Genomic DNA, 25148 nt, shown 5'->3' with positions numbered 1-25148 from the left:
TCGCCGCGGAGCGGGCTCAAAGGGAGACACCGTGCAGACGACACTGCTCGGCCTGGCAATCGCCCTCATCCTTGCACTGGTCGCCGCGCTGGTCGGTCCGTTTTTCGTCGATTGGAACCAGTTCAGGCCGCAGTTCGAGGCAGAGGCGACGAGAATCATCGGTGCGCCGGTGCGTGTCGCCGGTAACCTCGACGCGCGCCTGCTGCCTGCGCCCTGGTTGCGGCTGAAGACCGTTACGATCGGCAGTGCCAATGACCTCGGCAAGGTCCGCGCCGCCAACCTCGACGTCGAGTTCAGCCTGGGCTCACTGATGCGCGGCGAGTGGCGCGCAACCGAACTGACGGTCAATGGCGTCTCGCTCGATCTCGGCTTCGATTCGAAGGGACGGGTCGACTGGCCGGTGTCGAGCGGGGCCCTCCGCCTGGCCTCGCTGGCGATCGACCGTCTCAACCTCACCGGCCGCATCGCGCTGCACGATGCGGCGAGCCGCAGCACGCTCGAGCTGAACGATATCGCGTTCAGCGGCGATGTCCGCTCCCTCGCCGGCGCGATCCGCGGCGACGGCAATTTCATGATGGGCGGCAATCGCTATCCGTTCCGGATTTCGTCGGGGCAGGGGCCCGACGGCAACGGCACCCGCGTGCATCTCAATATCGATCCCGGGCAGCGGCCGGTGTCGGCCGATCTCGACGGTGTGCTGACCTTCGAGGCCCGCGCGCCGCGCTTCGAGGGCGCCGTGACGCTGGCCGGCGCCCCCGGTCAGCGCGGCGGCGACGATCCGCCATGGAGGATCGCGGCCAAGGTGAAGGCCGACAATGCGGCGGCGCGCCTCGACCAGATCGAGGTCAGCTATGGCGCCGAGGATCGCGCGCTGAAGCTCGCGGGCAGCGGCGATGTCCGGTTCGGCGCAGCCCCGCTGCTGCGCGCTTCGCTGTCGGCGCGGCAGCTCGATGCCGACAAATTCGCTGCCAAGGATACTTCCAAGGATACTTCCAACGATCCTGGCAAGGGCGCCACCGACGGCAGTGCCGAGCCTGCGCGCGCGCTGCCGGCGTTGCGCGCAGTGCTGTCTGGGGTGCCACAAAGCCCGCTGCCGGCGCAGATCGAACTGGCCTCGGAGCAGATCATGCTCGGTGGCCGTCCGCTGCAGGACATCTCGGTGGAACTGCAGTCGGATGCGAAATCGTGGACGGTGCGCCGGCTGGAGTTTCGCGCGCCGGGATCGACGCGGGTATCGATGAGCGGCGCGAGCGCGCAGGGCGGAGCCGCGAACAGTTTCAAGACCGCGCTCAATATCGAGTCGACCGATCCCGATGCACTGATGAGCTGGCTGCAGGGACGCAGTGACGCCGCCTATCGCAGCCAGAAGCCGCTGCGGCTACGCGGTGACGTTACGGTCTCGCCGGCCGGCTTTGCGATCGACGGCATGCGAGCGGAGATCGAGAGCGGCACGGTGGATGGCCGCGTTGCGGTTGCGTACGGTGAAGCGGGCAAGGGATCGAAGGTCGACGCGCAGCTCAAGGCGGAGCGGCTCGATCTCGATGCCACCTCGGCGCTGATCCGTTCGCTGGCCGGCCCGCAGGCCGAATATCCCGACGAGGTGAAGTTGTCGCTCGATATCGCCCGCGCCGTTTCCGCGGGCCAAGAGCTGCGGCCGCTGCAGGCGAAGCTCGCCTACGGCCCAAAGGAGATCGTGCTCGAGCGCGTGAGGATCGGCCAGCCGGACAACGTCACGCTGGACGGCAGCGGCAATTTCGATCGCATCAATGCCACTGGCAGGCTGGCGATCGATGCGACGGCCACCTCGCTCGGACGGATCGTCGCGATCGTGCAGCCACTCGCGCCATCGCTTGCCGCGCGGCTCGGCGTTCTCAAGGCCGATGCCGGTCCGGTGCGCGCCAAGCTGGCGCTCGATCTCGGCAAGGGCAAGGCCGCCGACCGCGCTGCGGCGCAGGTAGTGTTCGATCTCGACGCGCCGCAGCTCAAGGGACGCACGATGCTGTCGGCCACGCCGCAGGTCGCGGCGATCCGCGCGCTCGATCTCGATGCGCTCAGCCGCAGCGATGTTGCCGCCGAGGCGAAATTCTCGTCCGGCGAGGGGACGGCCCTGCTGGCGCTGCTCGGGCTTGATCGCGTCATTGCGTCGGGTGCCGGACCGATCCAATTCGAGGCCAACCTGAATGGCGCATGGCGCGCTCCGTTGCGGGTGAAGGCCAGGCTCTGGGGCGCTGGCGTCGATGCCGACGCCGAAGGTATCGCGGAGCCTTGGGCGAAAGATGCCAAATCGAGCCTCAGTCTCCGCGTCCGCAGCGCCGACATCAGCCCGCTGGTGAACCTGAAACCATCCGATCCGGCGGCGAACATCCGCCTGTCGTCGCGCCTGACACTCGCAGGTGACAGGCTGAACTTCGACGATCTCGACAGCATCGTCGCCGGCTCGCGGCTGCGCGGACGGCTGGCGTTGACGCTTGCCGATCAGAAGAGCGTGGAGGGCGAGATCGGCATCGACCAAATCACGCTGGCGCCGGTCGTTGCAGCGGCGATCGGCGCGGCGGGTCCCGATCCGACGGCCCCGCTTGGCGCGGGGGTGACGTCGGGCTGGCGCGGCAAGGTGACGTTCGAGGCGCTGCACGGCCTGTTGCCGGGAGGCGCTGAGTTGCAGCCGGTCAGTGGGGCCGTCAAATCTGATGGGCAGTCGCTCACCCTGGATGGCATCAAGGGCAAGATCGGGGGCGGCGATGCGACTGCCACCATCGATGCGCGGCAGGGGCCCAACGGACTTGCAGTGAATGCGAATGTGCAGCTTGCGGGCGTCGATAGCTCGGCGCTGCGCTATCGCAGCCTCGCGCTGCCGAAGGGCCGCGTCTCGGTGCAGATGACGCTGCTGACGCAGGGCCGCAGCGCCTCGGCGCTGACCGCCGCGCTGTCCGGCAGCGGCACGGTGACGCTGGAAGGAATCAGTCTCTCGGGCCTCGACCCGCGCGCGTTCGACGTTGCGATCCGCGCCAGCGATTCCGGACAAGCCACCGACGACACGCGGCTGCGGCAGATCGTCGAGCCGGTGCTGGCTGGCGGCGCGCTGTCGATCCCGACGGCGCAGATCCCGTTCAACATCCGCGACGGCCGCCTCCGCGTCGGCGCCACCACGTTGACGGCTAACGGCGCCAACGTCGTCGTTTCTGGCGGCTACGACATTCCCGCCGACCAGGCCGACATCCGCGCCGCGCTGTCATCGACTTCCGTCGGCACTGCCAACAGCCGCCCGGAAATCCAGTTGCTTGCGGTGGGTACGCCGGACGGCATGAGCCGCAGCATCGACATCGCCTCGCTATCGTCGTGGCTTGCGGTGCGTGCGATCGATCGCGAGACCAGGCGGCTCGATGCGATCGAGCGCGGCGAGCGGCCGCCGGAGCCGACCCCTGCGGCCATTCCGCGACCCGCCGAGCCGGCCCCCGAAACGCCGGCGCCGGCGAAGCCGAAGGTGGTTGCGCCGCGTCCGCCGATCGTGCCGCCGGTCGCCACGGCACCGGTCGCACCGCCGCCGTCGGTCACGAGCCAGCCGCAGGTTGCGCCGTTGCCACCGCCGATCGAGGTCAAGCCGGCTCCCGGCGCGGCGGCCAAGCCGAAATTGCGACCGCCGCTGTCGCTGACGCCGCAGGTCGCCAATCCGCCGCCGCGGCCGGCCATTCAGAATTAAGAGTGTGCGCTGGTTTGTCGCGATCCGCGCAAAGCGGGCGCGCAGGTTCATGTCGCGAAACGCGTCAGGACCGGGATCCGCTGTTTCGGATCATATCTGGAGCAATCGTCCTTACACGGACATCCGCATGACAACGCGATCGCCCGCGCGATGTGCGGGCGATCGATTGCGACCATCGGAGCGCGGCTCAGGCCTGCTGACGTGTGTCGATCTGCTGCGGCCTGACGTCCGCCGGGACCGCAGGTGTGGCGCGTGAGCGGAAATAGTCCAGCACGAAGAGGCGGATCGCGGAGGACAGGTTGCCTTGCTGGCGATTGTTGTCGATCTCGCCCACCAGCTCCGACAGCGTCATGTTTCGCAGCCCGGAGATTTCCTTCATGCCATTCCAGAACGCTTCTTCGAGGCTGACGCTGGTCTTGTGACCGGCGACGACGATCGAACGTTTGACGACGGGAGATTTCATGATGCGTCTCCGCCGTCGATGCGATGTGCTTCGAGCAAGCGCGCACTCCGCTCGGCGACAAACCCGTCGCGTGCACGTTCGGATTTCGTGCGACCAAATAGCGCACGGTTGTTATCAGCTTGCTTGGCTGCTTGTTCGCGCTCAGTGCGCTTCTTGAATCGTTTCAAGTTGACTATATCGCCCATGCTAGTCCTCATCGCCCCCCAACCGGACTTGGTGATGCGGCGTGACGAAAGCAAGAGTGGCCGCGCGGCGCGCCTGGCTCGGTGTCCATCCGGAATCCCCGTTTGATGCTTCCGTGATAGCATCAAAGAACTGGTTTCGCTCTGCGAAAACGAGACCTCTGCCTGCTCTACCATGCGGCAGCGCAGAGCTGGTAGGTGACTTGCCTTAGCCTTTAGGCGTTATGATCGATAATTATATCACGCGCGTTGACCGTAATTGTCCGGACTTTCTTCGCGCGCTCAGCCGGGATGTGTCATTTTGTCCGGCTGCACCAGGCGATCGAATTCATCCGCAGATACAAAGCCAAGCCGCAGGGCTTCCTGCCTGAGCGTCGTTCCGTTCGCATGCGCGGCCTTTGCGACCTTGGCCGCGTTGTCATAACCGATCTTCGGCGCGAGCGCCGTCACCAGCATCAGCGAGCGCTGCATCAATTCGCCGATGCGCTTTTCATCTGCGCGTATGCCGACAACGCAATGCTCGGTAAATGAGCGGACGACGTCGGACATCAGCTCAATGGAATTAATCATACAATATGCCAAAGCCGGCTTGTACACGTTGAGCTCGAAATGGCCCTGGCTGCCCGCGACCGTGATCGCGGTCTGATTGCCGAACACTCGGCAGCAGACCATGGTCACGGCCTCGCACTGCGTCGGATTGACCTTGCCCGGCATGATCGAGGAGCCCGGCTCGTTTTCGGGCAGGATCAGTTCGCCGAGACCGGAGCGCGGGCCCGATCCGAGGAAGCGGATGTCGTTGGCGATCTTGAACAGCCCGGTCGCCACCGCGTTGATCGCGCCGTGCACCAGCACATAGGCATCGTTCGAGGCCAGCGCCTCGAACTTGTTCGGCGCGGTGACGAACGGCAGCCTGGTGATCTTCGCGACGTGCCTTGCGAAGGTCTTCGCGAATCTCGGCTTCGAGTTGAGGCCGGTGCCGACGGCGGTGCCGCCCTGTGCCAGCGGATACAGATCCTTCACCGCGACGCGCAGCCGCGCGATGCCGCTTTCGATCTGGGCCGCGTAGCCGGAGAACTCCTGGCCGAGGGTCATCGGCGTGGCGTCCTGGGTATGCGTGCGTCCGATCTTGACGATCTTCGCGAACGCCTTCTCCTTCTTGCGCAGCTCGCGATGCAGCTCGGTGAGCGCCGGGATCAGGTCGGCGACGATGCGGCTCGCCGCCGCGATATGCATCGCGGTGGGGAACGAGTCGTTCGACGACTGGCTCATGTTGACGTGGTCGTTCGGATGGATCGGCTTCTTGGCGCCCAGTTCGCCGCCGAGCATCTGGTTTGCGCGGTTGGCGATCACTTCGTTGACGTTCATGTTGGTCTGGGTGCCCGAGCCGGTCTGCCAGACCACCAGCGGGAAATGATCGTCGAGCTTGCCCTCGATCACTTCCTTGGCCGCCCGGACGATCGCGCCGGCGCGGCGCGCATCGAGCTGGCCGAGCTCTCGGTTGGTCTCGGCGGCCGCGAGCTTGACGATGCCGAGGGCGTGGATGATCGCGATCGGCATCCGGTCGTGGCCGATCTTGAAGTTCTGCCGCGAGCGTTCGGTCTGCGCACCCCAGTAGCGGTCGGCCGGCACGTCGATCGGGCCGAAGCTATCGGTCTCGCTGCGGGTGGTCGCCTTGGATGGTTTGGTTGCTCGGGCCATGAATGCTTTCCGTTGCTTCGTAGGAAGCGTGACCCGAGACGACGATGAACCGTCGGCGCAGACGCACGCTCATGCAGAACATAGTGCGGGATGACGATCCGTCATCCCGCACTATGTCCTGCATCCTACAGGGTGCAGCAGCGGTTCGTGCTTAGATTATTTCTTGCGGAAGCGATCCAGCCGCACCACCTCGGCGCCTTCGCCGGGCTTGGAGGGCTCGCTGTCGGCCTCGGCCGCCGCGGTCTCCGTTGCCTTGGTCTCGGCCGCGGTACGGGTCGGTGCGGCGGGCAGGGCGCCCGCGGGCGGTGACGCCGGGGCCTTGGCCGGAGCTGCTTCGGCCACCGCATCGGACGCGTCAAACTGCAGATCGAATGGCGCCGATGGATCGAGGAAGCGTGTCACGGCGGCGAACGGCACGGTGAGCCGCTCCGGAATGCCCCCGAACGACAGGCCGACCTCGAACCGCTCCTCCGTCACCACCAGATCCCAGAACTGGTGTTGCAGGATGATCGTCATCTCCTCGGGGTATTGCGCAAGCAGGCGCGGCGACAGCTTCACGCCTTCGCCGTTCGACAGAAACGTAATGTAGAAGTGATGCTCGCCCGGCAGGCCGTGTTCGGCGGCATCCGCGAGCACCCGGCGCAGCACCCCGCGCAGCGCATCCCGCGCCAGCACGTCATATCGGATGTGATCAGTCGCCATGGTGATCCTGTCGTTTGCAAAATGGTGACCGGGCGCCGCCGGATCCATCCGACTCGCCCTTTTGGGGACCATGCTATCCTGCCGGAAGCCGGAAATCAGCAGGGACGGCTGGGGTGTGGCGGAGGAAGTGCCCGGTCCGGAAAATGAAGTGGAGGCTTCTGTTGCCAGGTGCCTCCGAACCCCGCCTAGCGGAGCTTAACCCGCTAGGACTTTAAGATGGTCTTTCAAACTGCGTTACGCAGCCTGAGCAACCGGAGCAAAGTTGTCGTTGGCAACTATTGCAATGGCCCGATGTCGGCGGAACCATACCGAGAAAAAACGCGCCCTTTACGCCCTCGTCGATCCTATTTCGCCCCCGCCAAAAGCCACCCTGGGATGGCGATGGATTTTGGTGGAGGCGCCGGGTACCGCCCCCGGGTCCGAATGGTTTATTGCGACGGTCATTTATTTCCATAGCCGGCGAACCGGCACCGCTAATATAGGCGGCTGTCCCACAGAAAAACAGAGCCGATTCAGGGCTCTTCAGGCCTCTTTCGGGTGGGAAACACGGCTATTTGGGTTGGCCTACGCGATGCCGCCGTCTAGATTTCGCGTCATGCTCCCGGATTCTTCGCCGGTTGCCGCTCCGGCGCCGGATGCCCCCGCATCATCTCCGCCCAACCAGCCCGGCCTGCTCGAGCTGTTCCTCGCCTTTGCCAAGATGTCGCTGGCCGGCTTCGGCGGGGTCCTGGTCTGGGCCCGGCGTGGCATCGTCGAGCAGCACCGCTGGATGACCGCCGAGGAGTTCAACGAGACCTTCGCGCTGTGCCATTTCCTGCCGGGTCCGAACATCGTCAACCTCTCGGTCGTGTTCGGCTCGCGCTTTCGCGGCATCGCCGGCGGGTTTGCCGCCTTCGCCGGCCTGGTCGGGCCGCCGATGCTGATCGCCACCGCGCTGGCGGCGCTCTACGCGCATTACGGCGATATCGACGCGCTGCGCCGTACGCTCGCGGGTGTCGCCTGCGCCGCGGTCGGCCTTTTGATCGCGGTCGTCTTCAAGATGATGATGCCGCTGATCAAGCGGCGTGACGCCGCCGGTCTCGTCATTCTGGTTTCGGTGTTCGCCGCGATCGGACTGGTGCGATGGCCGCTCCAGATCGTGCTGCTGGTCGCGATTCCGCTCAGCCTCGCGATCACGATCCTGGCGCGCCGCAGGGTGAAGGCATGAGCACGAACTCCAACCCGATCGCGGAACTGGTCTGGACCTTCGGCCTGATGTCGCTGTTTGCGGTTGGCGGTGCCAATTCGGCGATTCCCGAGATGCACCGCGCCGCGGTCGAGGTGCATTACTGGATGACCGACAAGCAATTCGCGGACGTATTCGCGATCTCGCAGTTGTCGCCCGGACCGAATGTGCTGATCGTGACGCTGATCGGCTACTCGGTCGCCGGGATCACGGGCGCATTTGCGGCAACGGTCGCGATGTGCGGCCCGACCGCGCTGCTTGCCTATTATGTGAGCCGCTTCCTCGAACGTTCGCGCCATGCGCGCTGGCCCGCCATCGTGCAGGCGGCGCTGGTGCCGCTGTCGATCGGCCTGATGGCCGCCAGCGGGCTGATCCTGGCGCGGACATCAGACCAAAGTTGGATCGCGGCGCTGATCACCATCGGTGCAGCCGCGCTGGCCTTTGCGACACGCCTCAATCCGTTCTGGATGTTGCTTGCCGGCGGCATTTTGGGTTTTGCTGGCGTTGTCTGACGAAAATCGCTAGCAAGACGTTTCGGGGACCAGCACCACAAGTCAGTCCAAACAGAACGGGCGGGAAAACGCCGCCAGGGGGAGTGAAACCATGAGTGATACGCCGAGCGAGGCGCCGGTCAGGTCGATACTGCCAAAGTGGATACGTGGACCGCAGGATTTCATCGGCGGGCTGGCCATGATGGCGGTTGCCCTGTTCGCCTTGTGGGCGTCCAGCGATCTGCAGGGCATGCATGGATTTTCGTTCGGCGCCGGAACCGCGCCGCGCATGTTCGCCGTGCTGCTGTTCCTGCTCGGCGCCGGGGTCGCGGTGATGGGGATCCTGCAAGATGGTCCGCATCTGTCGCATTATTCCTGGCGCGGCCCGCTATTCGTGTCGGCGTCGATCGTGTTCTTCGCATTGGCGATCCGCCCGCTCGGCCTCGTGGTCTCGGCCTTCGCAAGCTTCCTTATCGCGGCCATGGGCTCGCATGAGACCAAATGGATGGAGGCCGTCATCGTCGGCGCCTGCCTGACGGCGGGCTGCGCCATCCTGTTTCCATACATTCTGGGACTTCCCATGCCGATGTTCCCGCGTTTCCTGATCCAGTGAGGGCGTGATGGATATCTTTGCCAATCTCGCCCACGGTTTCGCGGTCGCATTCTCGCCGATCAATCTCTTGATGTGCCTGATCGGTGCGCTTGTGGGCACGCTGGTCGGCGTGCTGCCGGGCATCGGCACCATCGCGACCGTCGCCATGCTGCTGCCGATCACCTTCGGCCTGCCACCGGTCGGCGCGCTGATCATGCTGGCCGGCATCTATTACGGCGCCCAGTATGGCGGCTCGACCACCTCGATCCTGGTCAATATTCCGGGTGAGGCGACCTCGGTGGTCACCGCGCTCGACGGCCACCAGATGGCCAAGCAGGGCCGCGCCGGTCCGGCGCTGGCGATCGCCGCGATCGGCTCGTTCTTCGCCGGCTGCGTCGCCACCGTGCTGATCGCCGTGCTCGGCGCGCCGCTGACCAAGCTCGCGCTGGCGTTCGGCCCCGCCGAATATTTCTCGCTGATGGTGCTCGGCCTGATCTTCGCGGTGGTGCTCGCCAAGGGCAGCGTGCTGAAGGCGATCGCGATGATCGTGTTCGGCCTGTTGCTGTCGATGGTCGGCTCCGACATCGAGACCGGCGCCTCGCGCATGGCCTTCAATATCCCCGAGCTTGCCGACGGTCTCGGCTTTGCCACGGTGGCGATGGGCGTGTTCGGCTTTGCGGAGATCATCCGCAACCTCGATCACGGCGCCGAACTGAATCGCGATCTGGTGCAGCAGAAGATCACCGGCCTGATGCCGACCAGGAAGGACCTGATCGATTCCGCGCCGGCGATCGGCCGCGGCACCGTGCTCGGATCGATCCTGGGCATCCTGCCGGGTGGCGGCGCGGTGATCGCCTCGTTCGCGGCCTATACGCTCGAGAAGAAGATCGCGAAGAATCCGTCGCGGTTCGGTCGCGGCGCGATCGAGGGCGTGGCGGCGCCGGAAAGCGCCAATAACGCCGCGGCGCAGACCTCGTTCATCCCGCTGCTCACGCTCGGCATCCCGCCGAACGCGGTGATGGCGCTGATGGTCGGCGCGATGACCATTCACGGCATCGTGCCGGGCCCGCAGGTGATGCAGAAGCAGCCCGACCTGGTCTGGGGCATGATCGCCTCGATGTGGATCGGCAATCTGATGCTGATCATCATCAACCTGCCGCTGGTCGGGATCTGGGTCCGCCTGCTGCGCGTGCCGTACCGGCTGATGTTCCCCTCGATCGTGATCTTCTGCGCGATCGGCATCTACTCGGTGAACAACGCGCCCGTCGACGTCATCCTGGCCGGCGTGTTCGGCCTGGTCGGCTACTGGCTGATCAAGCACGATTTCGAGCCGGCGCCGCTGCTGCTCGGCATGGTGCTGGGACCACTGATGGAGGAGAACCTGCGCCGTGCGCTGTTGATCTCGCGCGGCGACTGGAGCGTGTTCGTCTCGCGGCCGCTGTCGGCGGTGCTGCTGGCGATTGCGGCCGGGCTGCTGGTGCTCGCAGTGCTGCCGAGCCTGCGTGCCAAGCGCGATGAGGTGTTCACGGAATCGGAGAACTGAGGGCGCGCCGGTCCTGCGTCGGCGCGCCGCAGGCGGAAGTCGAGTAGACTTTAGTGACAGCCTCGTGAAACAACAAATGCCGGCCGGAGGGGATCTGAGATGACGTCCATTCGCTCGCTTGCGGGCGCATGCCTTGCTGCGCTCGCCTCACTGTGCGCGGTTGCCGCGCCGGCATCGGCGCAGAATTATCCGACGCGCAACGTCACCATGATCGTGCCGTTCGCGGCCGGCGGTCCGACCGACGTGATCTCGCGCATCGTCACCGCGCACATGGCGCAGACGCTCGGCCAGAGCATCATCATCGAAAACGTGGTCGGCGCCGGCGGCACCACCGGCTCGACGCGGGCCGCGCGCGCCGCCAGCGACGGCTATACGTTGATCACCGGGCATATGGGCACGCACGCCGCCTCGGTGCCGCTCTATCCGAAGCTCGCTTATCATCCGGAAAAGGATTTCGAGCCCGTCGCGCTTCTTGCCGGCACGCCGATCCTGATCCTCGCCCGCAAGGACTTTCCGCCGAAGGACCTCAAGGAATTCATCGCCTATGTGAAGGCCAACGCCGACAAGGTGAACGCCGCGCATGCCGGCATCGGCTCGGTGTCGCACGCCTCCTGCGAACTGCTGAACGCGATCCTCCAGGTCAAACCGGTCGGCGTACCCTTCAACGGCACCGGTCCTGCGATGAACGCGCTGGTCGCCGGTCAGGTCGACTACATGTGCGACCAGATCGTCAACGCCGTGCCGCAGATCAATGCCGGCACCATCAAGGCCTATGCGATCGCGACGCCCGAGCGCAATCCGTCGCTGCCCGACGTGCCGACCACCGCGGAAGCCGGCCTGCCGGCGTTCCAGGCCCAGGCCTGGAATGCGATCTTCGCGCCGAAGGGAACTTCGCCCGCCATCATCGCCACGCTGAACGCGGCGGCGGTCAAGGCGCTCGACGACCCCGCCGTCCGCAAACGCCTGCTCGAGCTCGGCAGCGTGATTCCGGCGGCCTCAGATCGCACGCCGGAGGCCCTGGCGACCCTCGTCAAGAATGAGATCGCGAAGTGGGCGCCGGTGCTCAAACCGGCAAGTTAAACCAGCGCTATCAAGCGGATACAGCAGGGGCGGGACGCGAGTTCCGCCCCTTGCCGTTTGGCCGAGGAATGTTCATTTTTCAGGGTATAATCGGTGTATTCAGCCGAATCAGCGTGTCGACGTGCGGCCCCGGCCGCTACATTCGCCGCTCCTTTGAAGCCCTGAAACGCACGCATGAACCAGTACCACGATCTGCTTGAACGCATCCTTGCCGACGGCGCCGAGAAGCACGACCGCACCGGCACCGGCACGCTGTCGATCTTCGGCCATCAGATGCGCTTCAATCTGTCGGCCGGCTTCCCGATGCTGACTACCAAGCGGCTGCCGCTAAAGGCGATCGTGCACGAGCTGCTCTGGTTTCTCGCTGGCGACACCAACATCAAATATCTCAACGACAACGGCGTCACGATCTGGAACGAATGGGCGGATGCCAACGGCGATCTCGGCCCGGTGTACGGTTCGCAATGGCGTTCGTGGCCGGCGCCCGACGGGCGCAGCATCGATCAGATCGCCAATGTGATCGAGATGATCAAGCGCAATCCGGACTCGCGGCGGCTGATCGTCAGCGCCTGGAATCCGGCCGAGGTCGACAAGATGGCGCTGCCGCCGTGCCACTGCCTGTTCCAGTTCTATGTCGCGAACGGCAAATTGTCGTGCCAGCTCTATCAGCGCTCCGGCGATGTCTTCCTCGGCGTGCCCTTCAACATCGCCTCCTATGCGCTGCTTACCCTGATGGTCGCTCAGGTCACCGGGCTCAAGCCCGGTGACTTCGTGCACTCGCTCGGCGATGCCCACCTCTACTCGAACCACCTCGAACAGGCGCGCCTGCAATTGACGCGGCCGACCCGGCCGCTGCCGACCATGAAGATCAATCCGGATGTGAAGGATATCTTCGCCTTCCGTTACGAGGACTTCAAACTCGAAGGCTACGACCCGCATCCGCACATCAAGGCTGAAGTCGCGGTGTGAGGGAGTGATGTCCCTCACCATCCGCCGCGCGCGGCCCGACGAGGCGGGACTGGTGTTCTCGCTGGTCCGCGAGCTCGCCGACTACGAGCAGTTGCTGCACGAGGTTCATGCCAGCGAGACCGATATCGCCGAAGCGCTGTTCGGTGCCAACCCTCGGCTCTACTGCGACATCGCGGAATGGAATGGCGAGCCTGCGGGCTTCGCAGTCTGGTTCGTCAACTTCTCCACCTTCGCCGGCCGCCACGGCATCTATCTTGAAGACCTGTTCGTGCGTCCGGCGCTTCGCGGCAACGGCATCGGCAAGGCGCTGCTGGTGCATCTTGCGAAGGAATGCCGCGCGCACGGCTGGTCGCGCCTGCAATGGGCGGTGCTCGACTGGAACGCGCCGTCGATCGCGTTCTACAAGTCGCTCGGCGCCGAGCTGATGGACGGATGGACGCTTTGCCGCGTCTCCGGCGAGGCGCTTGCGGCGCTGGCGGAAGGAGCAAGTTGATGGAGATCGTGCTTGTCGTCGCAGTCGCCGAGAACGGCGTGATCGGGCGCGACAACACCATTCCGTGGCGGCTGAAGTCCGACATGCAGCGCCTCAAGGCAATCACCATGAACAAGCCGGTGGTGATGGGACGCAAGACGTTCGAGTCGTTGCGCAGGCCGCTGCCAGGCCGCACCAACATCGTGATGACGCGCGATCCAACCTACCGGGCCGGCGGTGCCGTCGTCACGACGTCGTTCGAGAGTGCCCGCGCAATTGCGCTCGGCGACGCGCTGCGGCGTTTCGCCACTGAGATCGCCGTGATCGGCGGCGCGGAAATCTACGCGCAGTGGATGGGCGTCGCCGACCGCCTCGAGATCACCGAAGTCCATGCCCGGCCGGAAGGCGACACACGGTTCGATGCAATCGACACCGGCGACTGGGAAGAGGTCGCGCGCGTGCGGAATCCGGCGGGCGAGGTCGACAGCGTCGATTTCTCCTATGTGACATATCGTCGGCGCGGCCGCGGTTAACCAATGTTTGCATTGACAATTTTGCGCCGGCGCATAGCTCGTCCCGCCATGAAGCTTGCGTTGTAAGGGCCGGGGCGGTCCCCTATAACCGGGCCGGACATTCGAGCCCTTGACCGTTCCGGTCGTGGGCTTGCCGAGGAGAGATTGAATGCCGTGGAAAAATCAAGGCGGTGGCCCCTGGGGCTCGGGTCCGAAAGGACCCTGGGGCTCGGGTCCGCAATCGGTCGGGCCGAGGCCGCCGGACCTTGAGGACCTGCTGCGCCGCGGCCAGGACCGGCTGCAGCAGTGGCTGCCCGGCGGGCATTTCAGCGGCATGGGCATCGCGCTGGTGGTCGCCGCCGCGCTGGTGATCTGGTTCGCCACCGGCATCTTCCGCGTCCAGTCGGAAGAGCTCGGCGTCGTGCTGCGCTTCGGCAAGTATGTGCGCGACGCCCAGCCCGGCCTGCGCTATCACCTGCCGTATCCGATCGAGACCGTGCTGCTGCCGAAGGCGCTGCGCGTGAACACGATCTCGATCGGCATGACGCTAATCGACGATCCTGCCCGGCGCGGCCGCACCATGCGCGACGTGCCGGAGGAGAGCCTGATGCTGACCGGCGACGAGAACATCGTCGATGTCGACTTCACCGTGCTGTGGCGCATCAAGCCGGGCGGTGCCGGTGCGTTCCTGTTCAACATCCAGAATCCCGAAGGCACCGTGAAGGCTGTTGCCGAGAGCGCGATGCGTGAGGTGATCGGCCGCTCCCAGATCCAGCCGATCCTGACCGGCGCGCGCACCACCACCGAGCAGAACGTCCAGGAACTGATGCAGAAGACGCTCGACACCTACGGCGCCGGCATCCAGATCACCCAGGTGCAGATGCAGAAGGTCGATCCGCCGGCGCAAGTGATCGACGCCTTCCGCGACGTGCAGGCTGCGCGCGCCGACTTCGAACGGCTGCAGAACGAGGCGCAGACCTACGCCAACAGCGTGGTCCCGGACGCGCGCGGCCGTGCCGCGCAGATTCTCCAGGAAGCCGAGGGCTACAAGGAGCAGGCGGTCGCCGAGGCCAAGGGCCAGAGCGCGCGCTTCCTCAAGGTCTATGACGAGTACAAGAAGGCACCCGACGTGACGCGCGAGCGCATCTATCTGGAAACCATGGAACGCGTGCTCGGCGGCTCCGAAAAGCTGGTCTTTGACGGCGGCCAGGGCCAGAACATCGTGCCTTACCTTCCGCTGGGCGAGCTGACGCCGCGGCGTCCGCCGGCAGCGCCGGCCACCACCGGCCAGCAGCAGGGAGGAGCCACGCGATGAGGTCGCCTGCCGCGGGCATCGTCGCCCTCATCGTTCTCTTCGTCCTGGCCATCGTCGCATACAGCTCGATGTTCACCGTGCAGCAAACCGAACAGGCCCTCGTGGTCCGGTTCGGCAAGCCGGTCGACGTCGTCACCGAGCCGGGCCTGAACTTCAAGGTGCCGTTCACCGACAGCGTCATCTCGATCGACAAGCGCATCCTCGACCTGGAAAATCCGTCGCAGGAAGTGATCGCGTCGGACCAGAAGCGGCTCGTCGTCGACGCCTTCGCACGCTATCGCATCAAGGACGCGCTGCGCTTCTACACCAGCGTCGGATCGATCCAGGCCGCCAATTTGCAGCTGACCACGCTGCTGAACGCGTCGCTGCGCCGCGTGCTCGGCGAGGTCAACTTCATCGCCGTCGTCCGCGACGAGCGCGAGCGGCTGATGTCGCGGATCCGCGAGCAGCTCGACAAGGAAGCCGACGGGTACGGCATCCAGGTCGTCGACGTCAGGATCCGCCGCGCCGATCTGCCGGAGCAGAACAGCCAGGCGGTCTATGAGCGGATGAAGACCGAGCGTCAGCGCGAAGCTGCTGAATTCCGCGCCCAGGGCCGCCAGAAGGCGCAGGAGATCCGTTCCAAGGCCGATCGCGAATCGACGGTGATCATCGCCGACGCACGATCGACCGCCGAGCAGACCCGCGGCGCCGGCGATGCCGAGCGCAACCGCCTGTTCGCCGAAGCCTACAGCAAGGATCAGGACTTCTTCGCGTTCTATCGCTCGATGACGGCCTATGAGAATGGCCTGCGCTCCAGCGACACGCGCTTCCTGCTGCGGCCGGATTCGGAGTTCTTCAAATATTTCGGCAGTGCCAGCGGCAAGCCCGCCGCGGCGGCTGCTGCGCCGAAGCAGTAACATTGCACGGAGCGGCGGCGCTATCGGCGGCGCCGCTCCGGACAAGTAATAACCAAGAACCATGCAGCGGGAGGTTGCCGTTCGATGAGGTCAATAGCGTTCGGCGACTTCCTCATCGGACTGGGAATCCTGTTCGTGCTCGAAGGCATCCTGTTCGCGGCGAGCCCAGCTTGGATGCGCCGGGCGATGAAGAGCGCGCTGGAGACGCCCGACAACATCCTGCGTGTCGTCGGTATCGGCTCGGCCATCGCCGGGCTGATCCTGATCTGGTTTGTCCGGCGCTGATCATTCTTGTTCCCGGCGCAGGCGCGGCCGGAATGAACACAATCGTGAGCCTTTTGCAGCCGGTTTTCGCCGAAATGCCCGGTTGAGATGCTTGCGCCCTACGCCCGTTCGGGCGCACTCTGTCCAACGATTTTGACCCGTTTGCCTGGAGAGATTCCGAGATGACCGCTGCCAGACCAGTCCTGAGCCGTCGCCTCCGCCTGATGGGAGCCGCGATCTCGATCGGGGCTGCGAGCATGCTGAGTTCCGTGCCGGCGTTTGCCCGCGGCCCCGACGGCATCGCCGACATCGCCGAGAAGGTGATCGACGCCGTCGTCAACATCTCGACCTCGCAGACAATCGAGACCAACAAGGGCGGCGGCGCGATGCCCCAGCTGCCGCCGGGCTCGCCGTTCGAGGAGTTCTTCGACGACTTTTTCAAGAACCGCCGCGGCCCGGGCGGTGGTGGCAAGGGCGGCGACAAGAGCGGCGAGTTCCAGCCGCGCAAGACCAATTCGCTCGGCTCCGGCTTCATTATCGACACCGCGGGCATCGTGGTCACCAACAACCACGTCATCGCCGATGCCGACGAGATCAACGTCATCATGAACGACGGCACCAAGGTCAGGGCCGAGCTGGTCGGCGTCGACAAGAAGACCGACCTGGCGGTGCTGAAGTTCAAGCCGCCGAAGCCGCTTACCGCCGTCAAGTTCGGCGACAGCGACAAGATCCGTCTCGGCGAATGGGTGATCGCGATCGGCAACCCGTTCAGCCTCGGCGGCAGCGTCACCGCGGGCATCGTCTCGGCCAAGAACCGCGACATCAGCCAAGGGCCGTATGACAGCTACATCCAGACCGACGCCTCGATCAACCGAGGCAATTCCGGCGGTCCGCTGTTCAACCTCGATGGCGAGGTGATCGGCGTCAACACCCTGATCATCTCGCCGACCGGCGGCTCGATCGGCCTCGGCTTCGCCGTGCCGTCGAAGACGGTGGCCGGCGTGGTCGACCAGCTGCAGAAGTTCGGCGAGTTGCGCCGTGGCTGGCTCGGCGTGCGCATCCAGTCGGTCACCGATGAAATCGCGGACAGCCTCAACATCAAGCCGGCGCGCGGCGCGCTGGTGGCCGGCGTCGACGACAAGGGACCCGCCAAGCCGGCCGGCATCGAGCCCGGTGACGTCGTCGTGAAGTTCGACGGCAAGGACGTCAAGGACCCGAAGGACCTGTCGCGCATCGTTGCCGACACCGCCGTGGGCAAGGAGGTCGACGTCGTCGTCATTCGCAAGGGCAATGAGGAGACCCGGAAGGTCACGCTCGGCCGCCTCGAGGACAACGACAAGGTTCAGCTCGCCAACGCCAAGCCGAAGGACGACACCGCCGAGAAGCCGGTGACGCAGAAGGCGCTCGGCCTCGACCTGGCGTCGCTGAGCAAGGACCTGCGCACCAAGTACAAGATCAAGGACAGTGTGAAGGGCGTCATCGTCACCGGCGTCGACGGCAACTCCGATGCCGCCGAGAAGCGGCTGTCGGCCGGTGACGTCATCGTCGAGGTGGCGCAGGAGGCGGTGTCCAGCGCCGCCGACATCAAGAAGCGTGTCGACCAGCTCAAGAAGGACGGCAAGAAGTCCGTGCTGCTGCTGGTTTCCAACGGCGAGGGCGAGCTGCGGTTCGTCGCGCTGGGCGTGCAGTAAGCGCCGGGCGCACGGTAGAGAAGCACTTGTCATTGCCGGGCCTGACCCGGCAATCCATCATTGCAAAAGGCCTTTCGAAGGAGATGGATGCCCGGGTCAAGCCCGGGCATGACGGTCTCGCAACGGGCTAGCCTTCCACGAACTCGTCGCGCCGATAGCCCTGCGCATAGAGCAGCGCGGTGAGATCGCCGTGGTCGATCCGGCCGGCCGCGGCCGCCGCCACCGCCGGCTTGGCGTGATAGGCAACTCCGAGCCCGGCGGCCTCGATCATGCCGAGATCGTTGGCGCCGTCGCCGACCACCATCGTGTCGATGTCGTCGAGGTCGAAGGATTCGGTTAGCTCGATCAAGGTCGCAAGCTTGGTGGCGCGGCCGAGGATCGGCTCGACCACTTCGCCAGTCAGCTTGCCGTCCTCGACCTGCAACTGGTTGGCGCGGTTCTCCTGGAAGCCGGTCTTTTGCGCGACCACGTTGGTGAACAGCGTGAAGCCGCCCGAGATCAGGCAGGTATAGGCGCCGTGCGCGCGCATCGTCATGACCAGCGCGCGGCCGCCGGGCGTCGGCGTGATCCGCTTCTCCAGCACCTCGTCGACCACGCTGACCGGCAACCCCTTGAGCAGCGCGACGCGCTCGCGCAGCGCCGGCTCGAACGCGATCTCGCCGCGCATGGCGCGCTCGGTTATGGCTGCGACATGGGCTTTCAGGCCGGCGAAATCGGCGAGCTCGTCGATGCATTCCTGGCCGATCATGGTGGAATCCATGTCGGCCAGAAGAAGCTTCTTGCGCCGGGCGATCCGAGGCTGCACGACAATGTCGATCGGCAGATCGGCGCGCGCCTCGCGCAGGCGGGCTTCGATCGCCTTGATGTCGTCCCGGCCGGTTGCCTCGCTCTCGAAGGGAATGTCGACCGCGACGTTGTTGAACAGCCATTGCGCCGGGCCGGCCGACGGTAGCACGGCCCGCGCGCCGTCGACGATGGTGGAGTCGAGCGCGGGGCTCGCGGGATTGCAGATGAGCGTGGCGACGAGGGACATGCAGGCGGGTTCGGGATTGTTGGACAAGGCCGTGCTTATCGCAGGGCCCACCGCCAGCGGCAAGTCGGCGCTGGCGACGGCGCTCGCACAACGGACCGGCGGGGTCGTGATCAACACCGACTCCATGCAGGTCTATCGCGACCTGCGGATCATCACCGCGCGGCCGACCCCGTCTGAGGAGGCGCTGGTTCCGCACCGGCTCTACGGCCATGTCGATGCCGCCGTGAATTTTTCCGCCGGCGCCTGGGTCAGCGATGCTGCCGCGGTGCTCGCCGAGGCGCGCGCAGCGCGCCGGTTGCCGATCTTCATCGGCGGCTCCGGCCTCTATTTCAAGGCGCTGACGCGCGGGCTGTCGGCGGTGCCGCCGATCCCCCTCCACGCGCGCGAGGCCGTGCGTGCACGGCTGGAGCAACACGGCGTCGAGGCGCTGCACGCCGAGCTGGCGCGGCGCGACCCGGTCTCCGCGGAGCGCCTGAAGCCGCGCGACCGCACCCGCATCGCCCGCGCGCTCGAGGTGGTCGAGGCTACCGGGCGGGCGCTGCCGGACTGGCATCGCGAGGGCCTGCCGCCGCTGCTGCCGCCGGGCGAATTCTGCGCGGTCTTCCTCGCGCCGGAGCGGGACGCACTATACGCGCGGATCGATGCGCGGTTCGGCGCCATGCTCGAGACCGGTGCGCTCGACGAGGTCGCGGCGCTGGCCGCGCGCAAGCTCGATCCGCTGCTCCCGGCCATGAAGGCCCATGGCGTGCCGGCGCTCATCCGGCACCTCGCGGGGGAGATCAGCCGAGAGGAGGCGGCCGAGATCGGTCGGGCGGACACAAGGCACTATGCGAAACGGCAGTACACCTGGTTTCGGCACCAGCTCCCGGAATTCGACTGGGTGGCGCCGGAGGCGGCGGCGGAGTGGCTGAAGAGCCGGGTCCCGTAGCGCGGATGCAGCGAAGCGAAATCCGCGGCCGCTCTATCCGCAGATGGGTCCTGTCCCGGGATTGCGCGGCGCTCCATCCGGGCTACTAGGGGGCCCCGCCGCCGCCGTTCGCCCACCTGCCATGCGCGTGTGCCCGCGCGAAAACACTCGCCAAATGGGCCGGAACCCCGTTAGACTACGGAAATCGCGAAAGTCTCTGCCTTGCCTTGACATTCGGGCTTTGGCCGCTATGTTCGCGCAACCTTTGGGAAGACAGGTCGGCCCGTGCGCAACATTATTACCAAACTCCTTATCGTCGTCGTACCCAAGCACACCGCCGGGGATGGCTAGCGGCCATCCAAATTCAGGCGGTGTGCATGGGGCCTCTCGGGCCCTTTTTTATTTCCCGAAGCAGAACTGAAGAAAGCCGCGCAAAACCAAGCGCATCCGGAGCGAGCCATGACCGACAAGAGCCACGACCCCAATCAGATGACCGGCGCTGCGATGATCGTGCGCGCGCTCATCGACCACGGCGTCGAGCACCTGTTCGGCTATCCCGGCGGTGCGGTGCTTCCGATCTATGACGAGATTTTCCAGCAGAGCGAGGTCGAGCACATCCTGGTGCGCCACGAGCAGGGCGCCGGCCACGCCGCCGAAGGCTATGCGCGCTCGACCGGCAAACCCGGCGTGGTGCTGGTGACCTCGGGCCCCGGCGCCACGAACATGGTGACGCCGCTGACCGACGCGCTGATGGACTCGATCCCGCTGGTCTGCATCACCGGCCAGGTGCCGACCCACCTGATCGGCAACGATGCCTTCCAGGAATGCGACACCGTCGGCATCACGCGGCCCTGCACCAAGCACAACTGGCTGGTGCGCAGCGTCGACGACCTCGCCAAGGTGCTGCACGAGGCGTTCTACGTCGCGACCACCGGCCGGCCCGGCCCGGTCGTGGTCGACGTGCCGAAGGACGTGCAGTTCGCGACTGGCACCTATCATCCGCCGAACAAGTCGGATGTGCACGTCTCCTACACGCCGCGCGTGAAGGGCGACGAGAACCAGATCCGCAAGGCCGTGGCGATGCTGGCGCACGCCAAGCGTCCGGTGATCTACACCGGCGGCGGCGTGATCAATTCCGGCCCGGAAGCCTCGACGCTGCTGCGCAAGCTGGTGGAGGCGACCGGCTTCCCGATCACCTCGACATTGATGGGGCTCGGCGCCTATCCGGCCTCGGGGCCGAACTGGCTCGGCATGCTCGGCATGCACGGCACCTACGAGGCCAATATGGCGATGCATGATTGCGACGTCATGCTGTGCGTCGGTGCGCGTTTCGACGACCGCATCACCGGCCGCACCGATGCGTTCTCGCCGGGCTCGAAGAAGATCCACATCGACATCGATCCGTCCTCGATCAACAAGAACATCCGCGTCGACATCCCGATCATCGGCGACGCCGGCAATGTGCTGGGCGATCTCCTGCATATGTTTACGGCAGAGGCCAGGAAGCCCGACATCAAGCCGTGGTGGCAGCAGATCGCGCAATGGCGCGCGCGCAACTCGCTGTCCTACCGGAAGAACAACGATATCATCCTGCCGCAATACGCGATCCAGCGCCTGTTCGAGCTGACCCGCGGCAAGGACACCTACATCACGACCGAGGTCGGTCAGCACCAGATGTGGGCCGCGCAGTTCTACGGTTTCGAGGAGCCGCACCGCTGGATGACCTCGGGCGGTCTTGGCACCATGGGCTATGGCCTGCCCGCCGCGGTCGGCGTGCAGGTGGCACATCCCGACAGCCTGGTGATCGACATCGCCGGCGACGCCTCGGTGCAGATGACGATCCAGGAGATGTCGACGGCGGTGCAGTACGAGCTGCCGATCAAGATATTCATCCTGAATAACCAGTACATGGGCATGGTGCGGCAGTGGCAGCAGCTGTTGCACGGCAACCGCCTGTCGCACTCCTACACCGAGGCGCTGCCCGACTTCGTCAAGCTCGCCGAGGCCTATGGCTGCGTCGGCCTGCAGGCGCTCAAGCCCGCCGATCTCGACGGCGCGATCAAGGAGATGATCTCGATCAAGCGCCCGGTGCTGTTCGACTGCCGCGTCGCGGCGCTGGAAAATTGCTTCCCGATGATCCCATCGGGCAAGGCGCACAATGAGATGCTGCTGCCGGAAGAAGCGACCGATGCGGCAACCGCAAGCGCCTTCGCCGGCGGCAAGGCGCTGGTGTGAGGTGAACGCCAATGTTTGACCTCGACGAGCTCGAACGCGCGCAGGGCATCGTCCGCACCGCGGTGCCGCCGACGCCGGCGCATGCCTGGCCGCTGCTCGCCGAGCGGCTCGGTGCATCCGTCGTGGTCAAGCACGAGAACCACACCCCGACCGGCGCCTTCAAGGTGCGCGGCGGTCTCGTCTATCTCGAGCAGCTGAAGCGCGAGCGGCCTGACGTTCCCGGCATCATCTCGGCGACTCGCGGCAATCACGGCCAGAGTCTCGCTTTCGCCGCCGGCCGGCACGGCGTGCCTGCGGTGATCTATGTGCCGCGCGGCAACTCGGTGGAGAAGAACCGCGCGATGCGCGCATTCGGCGCCGAGCTGGTCGAGCATGGCGAGGACTTTCAGGCTGCGCGGGAAGAAGCCGAGCGCCGCGCCCAGTTCGCGGGCCTGCATATGGTGCCGTCGTTCCACCCGGACCTCGTGCTGGGTGTCGCGACCTACGCGCTCGAACTGTTTCGCAGCGCCCCTGACCTCGACATCCTCTACGTGCCGATCGGGCAGGGCTCCGGCATCTGCGGCTGCATCATGGCGCGCGATCTGCTCGGGCTGAAGACCGAGATCGTCGGCGTGCAGTCGACCGAGGCGCCGTCCTACGCGCTATCGTTCGCGGCCGGAACGATCGTGACCACTGCGACCAGTAACACCCGTGCCGACGGCATGGCGACGCGAATTCCGGATGCGGACGCGCTCGCGCTGATCCGCAAGGGTGCCTCCCGCATCGTGCAGGTCACCGACGACGAGGTCGCCTACGCGATCCGCGCCTACTGGACCGACACGCACAACCTCGCCGAAGGCGCCGGTGCCGCGTCGCTCGCAGCCGCGCTGCAGGAGAAGGGCAGGCTCGCCGGCAAGCGGGTCGGCCTGGTCCTGAGCGGCGGCAATATCGATTTCGATCTGTTCCGGTCCTGGGTCGGGGCGGATGAAGCGCCGGCCGCGCAGCGCGCGGTGGCGTGAGAAGACGACAAGGGGACGACAATGAACCAGCCCGCATCCGCCTACTTCCTCGAAGAGCGCCACGATCCCAACGAGACGCACACGCTGTCGGTGCTCGTGCAGAACGAGCCCGGCGTGCTCGCGCGCGTGATCGGCCTGTTCTCCGGCCGCGGCTACAACATCGACAGTCTCACGGTCTCAGAGACCGAGAGCCAGAAACATCTGTCGCGCATCACCATCGTCACCACGGGAACGCCGATGGTGATCCAGCAGATCAAGCATCAGCTCGACCGCATGATCCCGGTCTATCGCGTGGTCGACATGACATTGACCGGACAGGCGCTCGAGCGCGAGCTCGCGATGGTCAAGGTGCGCGGGACCGGCGACAACCGTGTCGAAGCCCTGCGGCTCGCCGATGCGTTCCGCGCCCGGGTGATCGACGCCACCACCGAGAGCTTTGTATTCGAGATCACAGGCAATTCGTCGAAAATCAATCAGTTCATCGACCTGATGCGGCCGCTGGGCCTGGTCGAGGTGTCGCGAACCGGGGTGGCCGCGATCACGCGCGGGCCGGAAGGGATGTGAGTCATGCTGGCGCGCGACTGGTACTACACGCAACGGCGGCGGGTCGGGCTCGATACCGCGGTCGCCTCAATCTACGACAATCGCGAGGACAATGACGCCCGCGCCCGCCAGGCGCTGACCATGCTCGGCGTCAAGCCGGGCTGGCGGATCGCCGACATCGGCTGCGGCAACGGCGTGCTGGCGACCGAGGCGGCACTGATGGGCGCCGATGTCGACGCCATCGACATCTCGCCGGCGATGCTCGGGCTTGCCGAGATCTACGCTCGCGACCGCAAGGCGCGGATCCGGACCCAGCCGGCCGGGCTGTTGTCCTTCGCCTACCAGCCGAACTCGTACGATCTGATCGTCAGCGAGTTCACGCTGCACCATCTGCCTGATTTCTGGAAGGCGGTGGCGCTGTCGCGGATATTCAATGCGCTGAAGCCGGGCGCCAATTTCTATCTGCGCGACATGGTGTTCGTCAGCATGCCTGACGGCGTCGATCGCGATGTCGAGGGCTGGGCGGACTTCTCGATCAAGAACCACGATTTCGAGCGCGAAAGCGTGATGAACCACATGCGCGACGAATACTCGACCTTCGGCTGGGTGATGGAGCGCATGCTGACCGAGACCGGCTTCACGCTGGTTGCGGCGGATTATCACGCGCCGCTGCACGGCACGTATCTGCTGCGCAAACCGAAGCCGGACGAACAGATTTAGCCAACGGACCAAACCAACCCAAAGAAGAACAACAATGAAGCCGGTCGATGTTGGCATCGCCGTCATGGTCGCGGTGATCTGGGGCCTTGCGTTCGTCGCAAGCCGGATCGCGCTCGATGAGCTGCCGCCGGAACTGATGACCGCGCTGCGCTTCGGCATCGCCGCGCTGCCGTGCCTGTTGCTGCGCAAGCCGAAGCAGGTGTCGTGGCCGCTGCTGATCGGCATCAGCTTCACGCTGTTCCTTGGCCAATTCCTGGCGCAGTCGATCGCGATCGCCCATGGCGTGCCGGTCGGCCTCACCAGCGTGATCGTGCAAAGCCAGGCGCTGTTCACCATCGGCTTCGCCGCGCTCGTGTTCGACGAACGGCCGTCGCGGATGCAGGTGGTCGGCATCGCGATAGCAGCGGCCGGCCTTGTGATGATCTGCGGCACTGTCGGCTATGATTTCAGCGTCACGGCCTTCGCCATCCTGATGATCTCGCCGATCTCGTTCGCGGTCGGAAACCTGTTGCTGCGGCCGGCACAGGGCGCGCGGATGTTCGACCTGTTCGCCTGGCTCTGCCTCTGCGCGGCGGTGCCGTTGTTTGCCTTGTCGTTCGTCACGCTCGGCACACAGCCGCTGTGGCACGCGCTGTCGCATCTGTCGCTGGCCGGCATCGTCTCGATGCTGTTCGTCGGCGCCATCTCGACCAGCATCGCCTACTGGCTATGGGGCCGGCTGCTGCGGGACTATCCGGCCGCGCAGGTGGTGCCGTTCGCGCTGCTGGTGCCGTTCGTCGGATCAGCCGCCTCCAGCATCGTGTTCGGCGAGAAATTCGGGCCGCTGCGACTCGCCGGCATGATCACGGTGATCGCCGGAATTGCGGTGATGCTGCTGTCGAAGCGGCCCAAAGCTCTGCCGAAAGTTGCATGAGGAC

General features: G+C 65.7%; 24 protein-coding genes and 1 other RNA gene. 19 read left to right on the top strand and 6 right to left on the bottom strand.

Annotated elements, in window-relative coordinates; genetic code table 11:
- Positions 1–31 precede the first annotated feature (31 nt).
- Positions 32–3697 carry an AsmA family protein gene (locus J6500_RS09915; protein WP_225712504.1) on the top strand — a complete coding sequence of 1222 codons (3666 nt, stop codon included), beginning with the start codon at positions 32–34 and terminating at the stop codon, positions 3695–3697.
- A gap of 187 nt (positions 3698–3884) precedes the next feature.
- Here the strand turns inward: J6500_RS09915 and J6500_RS09910 are convergent, their stop codons facing one another.
- The 5 genes from J6500_RS09910 to ssrA all read right to left on the bottom strand — a co-directional run bounded on the left by J6500_RS09910 (position 3885) and on the right by ssrA (position 7250).
- On the bottom strand, positions 3885–4160 hold the full coding sequence (locus J6500_RS09910) for a ribbon-helix-helix domain-containing protein (RefSeq protein WP_225712503.1): 276 nt from the start codon (positions 4158–4160) through the stop codon (positions 3885–3887).
- On the bottom strand, positions 4157–4345 hold the full coding sequence (locus J6500_RS09905; RefSeq protein ID WP_225712502.1) for a DUF4169 family protein: 189 nt from the start codon (positions 4343–4345) through the stop codon (positions 4157–4159). The genes J6500_RS09910 and J6500_RS09905 overlap by 4 nt, the downstream gene beginning before the upstream one ends.
- Before the next feature lie 279 nt (positions 4346–4624).
- Entirely contained in the window at positions 4625–6040 is a 1416-nt protein-coding gene (gene fumC / locus J6500_RS09900) for a class II fumarate hydratase (protein ID WP_225712501.1), read from the bottom strand.
- A gap of 156 nt (positions 6041–6196) precedes the next feature.
- Positions 6197–6742, bottom strand: coding sequence for an SspB family protein (locus J6500_RS09895; RefSeq protein ID WP_225712633.1), 546 nt, complete (start codon positions 6740–6742; stop codon positions 6197–6199).
- Between the two features lie 147 nt (positions 6743–6889).
- Positions 6890–7250, bottom strand: a transfer-messenger RNA (tmRNA) gene (gene ssrA, locus J6500_RS09890).
- 87 nt (positions 7251–7337) lie between these two features.
- Between ssrA and J6500_RS09885 the strand changes: the two genes are divergently transcribed.
- The 12 genes from J6500_RS09885 (at position 7338) to J6500_RS09830 (ending at position 17795) form a co-directional block, all read left to right on the top strand.
- Complete coding sequence (locus J6500_RS09885; RefSeq protein ID WP_225712500.1) at positions 7338–7949, top strand: chromate transporter; 612 nt, start codon at positions 7338–7340, stop codon at positions 7947–7949.
- On the top strand, positions 7946–8479 hold the full coding sequence (locus J6500_RS09880; protein ID WP_225712499.1) for a chromate transporter: 534 nt from the start codon (positions 7946–7948) through the stop codon (positions 8477–8479). Before J6500_RS09885 ends, J6500_RS09880 begins: the two co-directional genes overlap by 4 nt.
- A gap of 91 nt (positions 8480–8570) precedes the next feature.
- Positions 8571–9071 (top strand): tripartite tricarboxylate transporter TctB family protein, encoded by a 501-nt coding sequence (locus tag J6500_RS09875; RefSeq protein ID WP_225712498.1) that lies wholly within the window; start codon positions 8571–8573, stop codon positions 9069–9071.
- A 7-nt stretch (positions 9072–9078) separates the two neighbouring features.
- The gene (locus J6500_RS09870; protein ID WP_225712497.1) at positions 9079–10593 is read left to right on the top strand and encodes a tripartite tricarboxylate transporter permease; all 1515 of its coding nucleotides are present in this window, start codon (positions 9079–9081) and stop codon (positions 10591–10593) included.
- A 99-nt stretch (positions 10594–10692) separates the two neighbouring features.
- Positions 10693–11673: a tripartite tricarboxylate transporter substrate binding protein BugD gene (locus J6500_RS09865; protein ID WP_225712496.1), complete on the top strand. Its 981-nt coding sequence runs from the start codon at positions 10693–10695 to the stop codon at positions 11671–11673.
- Positions 11674–11847: 174 nt separating this feature from the next.
- On the top strand, positions 11848–12642 hold the full coding sequence (locus J6500_RS09860; protein ID WP_225712495.1) for a thymidylate synthase: 795 nt from the start codon (positions 11848–11850) through the stop codon (positions 12640–12642).
- Positions 12643–12649: 7 nt separating this feature from the next.
- Positions 12650–13135: a GNAT family N-acetyltransferase gene (locus J6500_RS09855; RefSeq protein WP_225712494.1), complete on the top strand. Its 486-nt coding sequence runs from the start codon at positions 12650–12652 to the stop codon at positions 13133–13135.
- Positions 13135–13647, top strand: coding sequence for a dihydrofolate reductase (locus tag J6500_RS09850; RefSeq protein WP_225712493.1), 513 nt, complete (start codon positions 13135–13137; stop codon positions 13645–13647). The genes J6500_RS09855 and J6500_RS09850 overlap by 1 nt, the downstream gene beginning before the upstream one ends.
- A gap of 148 nt (positions 13648–13795) precedes the next feature.
- Positions 13796–14941, top strand: a complete 1146-nt coding sequence (gene hflK / locus J6500_RS09845) for an FtsH protease activity modulator HflK (RefSeq protein ID WP_225712492.1) — start codon at positions 13796–13798, stop codon at positions 14939–14941.
- Positions 14938–15840, top strand: coding sequence for a protease modulator HflC (hflC, locus tag J6500_RS09840; RefSeq protein ID WP_225712491.1), 903 nt, complete (start codon positions 14938–14940; stop codon positions 15838–15840). Before hflK ends, hflC begins: the two co-directional genes overlap by 4 nt.
- 84 nt (positions 15841–15924) lie before the next feature.
- Complete coding sequence (locus J6500_RS09835) at positions 15925–16125, top strand: DUF2065 domain-containing protein (protein WP_225712490.1); 201 nt, start codon at positions 15925–15927, stop codon at positions 16123–16125.
- Positions 16126–16286: 161 nt separating this feature from the next.
- Complete coding sequence (locus J6500_RS09830; RefSeq protein WP_225712489.1) at positions 16287–17795, top strand: Do family serine endopeptidase; 1509 nt, start codon at positions 16287–16289, stop codon at positions 17793–17795.
- A gap of 127 nt (positions 17796–17922) precedes the next feature.
- Here J6500_RS09830 and serB read toward each other — a convergent pair whose 3' ends face one another.
- On the bottom strand, positions 17923–18828 hold the full coding sequence (gene serB, locus J6500_RS09825) for a phosphoserine phosphatase SerB (protein WP_225712488.1): 906 nt from the start codon (positions 18826–18828) through the stop codon (positions 17923–17925).
- Between serB and miaA the strand changes: the two genes are divergently transcribed.
- From miaA to J6500_RS09795, 6 genes are all read left to right on the top strand, one after another.
- Entirely contained in the window at positions 18806–19756 is a 951-nt protein-coding gene (gene miaA / locus J6500_RS09820; RefSeq protein ID WP_225712487.1) for a tRNA (adenosine(37)-N6)-dimethylallyltransferase MiaA, read from the top strand. The two genes, serB and miaA, sit on opposite strands and share 23 nt — an antisense overlap.
- A gap of 438 nt (positions 19757–20194) precedes the next feature.
- Complete coding sequence (locus J6500_RS09815; protein WP_225712486.1) at positions 20195–21970, top strand: acetolactate synthase 3 large subunit; 1776 nt, start codon at positions 20195–20197, stop codon at positions 21968–21970.
- A gap of 11 nt (positions 21971–21981) precedes the next feature.
- Positions 21982–22968, top strand: a complete 987-nt coding sequence (locus J6500_RS09810; protein WP_225712485.1) for a threonine dehydratase — start codon at positions 21982–21984, stop codon at positions 22966–22968.
- 21 nt (positions 22969–22989) lie between these two features.
- Complete coding sequence (gene ilvN, locus J6500_RS09805) at positions 22990–23532, top strand: acetolactate synthase small subunit (protein ID WP_225712484.1); 543 nt, start codon at positions 22990–22992, stop codon at positions 23530–23532.
- 3 nt (positions 23533–23535) lie between these two features.
- Positions 23536–24231, top strand: coding sequence for a class I SAM-dependent methyltransferase (locus J6500_RS09800; protein WP_225712483.1), 696 nt, complete (start codon positions 23536–23538; stop codon positions 24229–24231).
- 34 nt (positions 24232–24265) lie between these two features.
- Positions 24266–25144: an EamA family transporter gene (locus J6500_RS09795; protein WP_225712482.1), complete on the top strand. Its 879-nt coding sequence runs from the start codon at positions 24266–24268 to the stop codon at positions 25142–25144.
- Positions 25145–25148: the final 4 nt, after the last annotated feature.

It is taken from the genome of Bradyrhizobium semiaridum, assembly GCF_020329505.1.
Taxonomy (GTDB): domain Bacteria; phylum Pseudomonadota; class Alphaproteobacteria; order Rhizobiales; family Xanthobacteraceae; genus Bradyrhizobium; species Bradyrhizobium semiaridum.
Note: the sequence above shows the minus strand (reverse complement) of the source record. Positions and strands in the feature narration are given on the sequence as shown.

Coding starts and splice junctions, on each gene's coding strand:
- J6500_RS09895 (WP_225712633.1), bottom strand. CDS start 6,742: ATGGCGACTGATCACATCCGATATGACGTGCTGGCGCGGGATGCGCTG.
- J6500_RS09860 (WP_225712495.1), top strand. CDS start 11,848: ATGAACCAGTACCACGATCTGCTTGAACGCATCCTTGCCGACGGCGCC.
- J6500_RS09815 (WP_225712486.1), top strand. CDS start 20,195: ATGACCGACAAGAGCCACGACCCCAATCAGATGACCGGCGCTGCGATG.
- ilvN (WP_225712484.1), top strand. CDS start 22,990: ATGAACCAGCCCGCATCCGCCTACTTCCTCGAAGAGCGCCACGATCCC.
- J6500_RS09870 (WP_225712497.1), top strand. CDS start 9,079: ATGGATATCTTTGCCAATCTCGCCCACGGTTTCGCGGTCGCATTCTCG.
- J6500_RS09795 (WP_225712482.1), top strand. CDS start 24,266: ATGAAGCCGGTCGATGTTGGCATCGCCGTCATGGTCGCGGTGATCTGG.
- J6500_RS09865 (WP_225712496.1), top strand. CDS start 10,693: ATGACGTCCATTCGCTCGCTTGCGGGCGCATGCCTTGCTGCGCTCGCC.
- J6500_RS09880 (WP_225712499.1), top strand. CDS start 7,946: ATGAGCACGAACTCCAACCCGATCGCGGAACTGGTCTGGACCTTCGGC.
- J6500_RS09850 (WP_225712493.1), top strand. CDS start 13,135: ATGGAGATCGTGCTTGTCGTCGCAGTCGCCGAGAACGGCGTGATCGGG.
- J6500_RS09875 (WP_225712498.1), top strand. CDS start 8,571: ATGAGTGATACGCCGAGCGAGGCGCCGGTCAGGTCGATACTGCCAAAG.
- serB (WP_225712488.1), bottom strand. CDS start 18,828: ATGTCCCTCGTCGCCACGCTCATCTGCAATCCCGCGAGCCCCGCGCTC.
- fumC (WP_225712501.1), bottom strand. CDS start 6,040: ATGGCCCGAGCAACCAAACCATCCAAGGCGACCACCCGCAGCGAGACC.
- miaA (WP_225712487.1), top strand. CDS start 18,806: ATGAGCGTGGCGACGAGGGACATGCAGGCGGGTTCGGGATTGTTGGAC.
- J6500_RS09830 (WP_225712489.1), top strand. CDS start 16,287: ATGACCGCTGCCAGACCAGTCCTGAGCCGTCGCCTCCGCCTGATGGGA.
- J6500_RS09885 (WP_225712500.1), top strand. CDS start 7,338: ATGCTCCCGGATTCTTCGCCGGTTGCCGCTCCGGCGCCGGATGCCCCC.
- J6500_RS09855 (WP_225712494.1), top strand. CDS start 12,650: ATGTCCCTCACCATCCGCCGCGCGCGGCCCGACGAGGCGGGACTGGTG.
- J6500_RS09835 (WP_225712490.1), top strand. CDS start 15,925: ATGAGGTCAATAGCGTTCGGCGACTTCCTCATCGGACTGGGAATCCTG.
- J6500_RS09810 (WP_225712485.1), top strand. CDS start 21,982: ATGTTTGACCTCGACGAGCTCGAACGCGCGCAGGGCATCGTCCGCACC.
- J6500_RS09910 (WP_225712503.1), bottom strand. CDS start 4,160: ATGAAATCTCCCGTCGTCAAACGTTCGATCGTCGTCGCCGGTCACAAG.
- hflK (WP_225712492.1), top strand. CDS start 13,796: ATGCCGTGGAAAAATCAAGGCGGTGGCCCCTGGGGCTCGGGTCCGAAA.
- J6500_RS09905 (WP_225712502.1), bottom strand. CDS start 4,345: ATGGGCGATATAGTCAACTTGAAACGATTCAAGAAGCGCACTGAGCGC.
- hflC (WP_225712491.1), top strand. CDS start 14,938: ATGAGGTCGCCTGCCGCGGGCATCGTCGCCCTCATCGTTCTCTTCGTC.
- J6500_RS09800 (WP_225712483.1), top strand. CDS start 23,536: ATGCTGGCGCGCGACTGGTACTACACGCAACGGCGGCGGGTCGGGCTC.